The organism is Psychrobacter sp. Rd 27.2, assembly GCF_001921755.1.
Classification (GTDB): domain Bacteria; phylum Pseudomonadota; class Gammaproteobacteria; order Pseudomonadales; family Moraxellaceae; genus Psychrobacter; species Psychrobacter celer.
The window spans coordinates 1-514 of sequence record NZ_MRYB01000067.1 but is presented as its reverse complement, the minus strand read 5'-3'; the positions used below and the strand labels follow the sequence as shown (position 1 = coordinate 514).

The 514-nt window shown below is 43.8% G+C and carries 1 protein-coding gene; it reads left to right on the top strand.

What is annotated here, in order from left to right; genetic code table 11:
- Positions 1-460 (top strand): thiamine pyrophosphate-dependent enzyme (locus tag BTV99_RS12635; protein ID WP_256713795.1); only part of this gene is annotated, 460 nt, incomplete at its 5' end.
- Between the last annotated feature and the right edge of the window lie 54 nt (positions 461-514).

Genomic DNA, 514 nt, shown 5'->3' with positions numbered 1-514 from the left:
TGTGAACCAACCATTACAGAATATTCATTCCTTAGCTGGTGCGATCGGCTTAGGCTTATCACATGGCATCGGTACAGCAATCGCCAATCCCGATAAGAAAACTGTGGCGCTAGTAGGGGATGGCGGCTTGATGCTTGGCGTAGGGGAGATGGCGACGGCAATACAAGAGAACGCTAATATGGTTTTGTTGGTAATGAACGACGGTGGTTACGGGGTCATGCGCGGTATTCAGAAAGAGTACTTTGATGGTAGACAGTATTACAACGAGCTGCATACCCCATCATTTGTTGCACTGGGTGAGTCGATGGGTTGTAAGTCTTACAAGGCGGACTCTTTAGAAGAGTTTGATACCAAAATTAATGAAGCCATGAAGCAAGACGGTATGTGCTTAGTAGAAGTTAATATGAATGCAATTGGACCATTAAAGTTCGCAGGGCCACCGCAAAAGAAATTGTACTAAATGTCAGGATTGATCGGTTTATAAAATGGATTTTACCAATAGGATAACAAGGAA